Raw genomic sequence first — 2,466 nt, forward strand, 5'->3', positions numbered from 1 at the left:
CGTCGGGCATACCCGACGGTCTGCCGACAGAGGTGTGGGAAAAGGTAAAGAACCATCCGTGCTATTCGGAAGAGGCGCATCGTCATTATGCGCGCATGCATGTGGCGGTGGCCCCGGCCTGCAACATTCAGTGCAACTACTGCAATCGCAAATATGACTGTTCGAACGAGTCGCGGCCCGGCGTTGTGTCGCAGAAGCTGACGCCGGAGCAGGCAGTAAAAAAGGTGGTGGCCGTCGCCGCCCGGATTCCGCAGTTGACCGTGCTCGGCATTGCGGGTCCCGGGGATTCACTGGCCAATCCGAAAAAAACTTTCGACACCTTCCGCATGCTTCGCGAGCGGGCTCCGGATATCAAGCTATGCCTGTCGACGAATGGCCTGGCGTTGCCGGACCTTGTCGACGAGATCTGCAAGCACAACATTGACCACGTGACGATCACCATCAACATGGTCGATCCCGTCATCGGCGAAAAGATATATCCGTGGATTTTCTGGGGCCACCGACGAGTCACGGGCAAGGAGGCCGCGCGCATCCTGCACGAGCGGCAAATGCGAGGGCTTGAGATGCTGGGTGCGCGTGGCGTACTTACGAAGATCAACTCGGTGCTGATTCCGGGCATCAACGACGAACACCTGATCGAGGTAAATCGCGAGGTAAAGAGGCGCGGTGCGTTCCTGCACAACATCATGCCGCTGATCTCGGAACCGGAGCATGGCACGTATTTCGGCCTGCGCGGACAGCGCGGCCCGACTGCGCGTGAGCTGAAGAGCGTGCAGGACGCCTGCATGGGCGGCGCGAACCTGATGCGCCATTGCCGGCAGTGCCGTGCGGACGCGGTGGGGCTCCTCGGCGAGGATCGCCGCGAGGAGTTCACGCTCGACAGGATCGACCACATGGAAATCGGGTATGACCTCGACCGCCGCCGCGAATATCAGCGCCGCCTGGAAGCCGAAGTCGATGTGCAGCGTGGTGAGAAACAGGAGGCGCTCGCCTTCGTGCAGGGGCGCGAAGTGCAGGGCGACCGGAGGGCCCTGATCGCCGTCGCGACAAAGGGGCGCGGCCGGGTGAACGCACATTTCGGGCACGTCCGCGAGTTCCAGATTTTCGAGATCAGCGCTACCGGAGCGTTCTTTGTTGGCCACCGTCGCGTGGACCTTTATTGCCATGGCGGCTATGGCGACGACGAGGGTCTGCCGCGGCTCATCGGCGCGATCAGCGATTGCCATGCCGTGCTGGTCGCAAAGATTGGCGCGTGTCCGCGCAAGGAGCTATCGCGCGCGGGCGTCGAGCCGGTGGACCAGTACGCGGGCGAATTCATCGAAAAGGCGGCGCTTGCGTGGTTCGCCGACTATTGCAGCCGTGTCGCCGGCGGCGTGATCGTGCACGAGGAACGTGGCGAGGCCGCAATCCGGCAGAGCGCGTTGATGGCTGCGACTGCGGATGCCGCCGCTTGAGCGGCAGGCAGGATAGTCATGCCTGTTTCGCCCGGCTTACACAGATCATCATTGCAAGGAGTGTCGCATGGCCCTGAAGATCATTGCGTCGACGTGCACCGGCTGCTCGGCCTGCGAGCCGCAGTGCCCAAATGTCGCCATCTGTGAGAAAGGCGGTGTCTTCGCAATCGATCCGAAGAAATGCATGGAGTGCGAAGGACAGTTCGATACGCCGCAATGCGTGGCGGTGTGCCCCGTGGACGGATGCATCGTTCCGGCCTAGCCCTGTTCTCCGCGCATCGTACTGCCTGCAGTCTAACGACYGCTCAATTTGAGGAGATTGACACGATGCTGCCCAACCTTACCGTTACGTCCGCCGCCGAARAGTTCATGCGCCGTATGGTTCGTTTTTCCGGCTTGCCGTCTGGTGCGGGTTTTCGTCTGCTTGTGAACTCCGGCGGCTGCTCTGGATACGATGCCGGATTCAGTGCGGTAACCGAGGCGCAGCCAGGCGACGAGGCGATGGAGATCAATGGCCTGCGTCTATTCCTGCCGGCGGAAAGCCGCCTGCTGCTGGACGGTGTGACGATCGACTTCGTCGACACGCCTGACCGGTCGGGTTTTGCGTTCGTGAAGGACAATCACGGACCTGATGTTGCCCCCAGCGCAGGCGAACACAGTGTCACGCGCGTTGACGTGGGTCGGATCGGACACGGACSTCCCTTGTTGCCACCRCCAGTATCGTGAAGTACGCAGTTCGGCCTTTCGCGGGAGCAGGTCATGCATGACTTCCACAACGACGACGCCATCGAGGTTGCATTTGCGCCGTCATTCAGTATTGGAGAGCGTGTGGTCGCGCGCTCGGTAATCCGCAACGACGGTACATACACCGGCAAGAATATGGGCGAGATTCTCGCGAACAGGGGCGACGTAGGCTACGTCACCAGGATCGACACGTTCCTGCAGCGGTTCTACATCTATGCAGTTCACTTCGTTGAAACTGATCACCTGGTGGGCATGCGCGAAAAGGAGC

Annotated in this window: 4 protein-coding genes; all 4 read left to right on the forward strand. The window is 61.2% G+C overall.

Annotation, left to right across the window (positions count from 1 at the left end; genetic code table 11):
* A partial coding sequence (nifB, locus tag GCT13_RS47385; RefSeq protein ID WP_152768405.1) for a nitrogenase cofactor biosynthesis protein NifB occupies nt 1-1,454 on the forward strand: 1,454 nt, incomplete at its 5' end.
* A gap of 67 nt (nt 1,455-1,521) precedes the next feature.
* The gene (locus GCT13_RS47390; RefSeq protein ID WP_087740486.1) at nt 1,522-1,716 is read left to right on the forward strand and encodes a 4Fe-4S binding protein; all 195 of its coding nucleotides are present in this window, start codon (nt 1,522-1,524) and stop codon (nt 1,714-1,716) included.
* Between the two features lie 65 nt (nt 1,717-1,781).
* A complete protein-coding gene (locus GCT13_RS47395) occupies nt 1,782-2,180 on the forward strand; it encodes a HesB/IscA family protein (protein ID WP_152768406.1) in 399 nt (132 codons plus the stop codon).
* 33 nt (nt 2,181-2,213) lie between these two features.
* Nucleotides 2,214-2,466, forward strand: a 253-nt coding sequence (locus GCT13_RS47400) for a nitrogen fixation protein NifZ (RefSeq protein ID WP_193727986.1), incomplete at its 3' end; no start/stop codon positions are given.

This window comes from Paraburkholderia franconis (assembly GCF_009362735.1).
GTDB classification, from domain to species: Bacteria; Pseudomonadota; Gammaproteobacteria; order Burkholderiales; family Burkholderiaceae; genus Paraburkholderia; species Paraburkholderia franconis.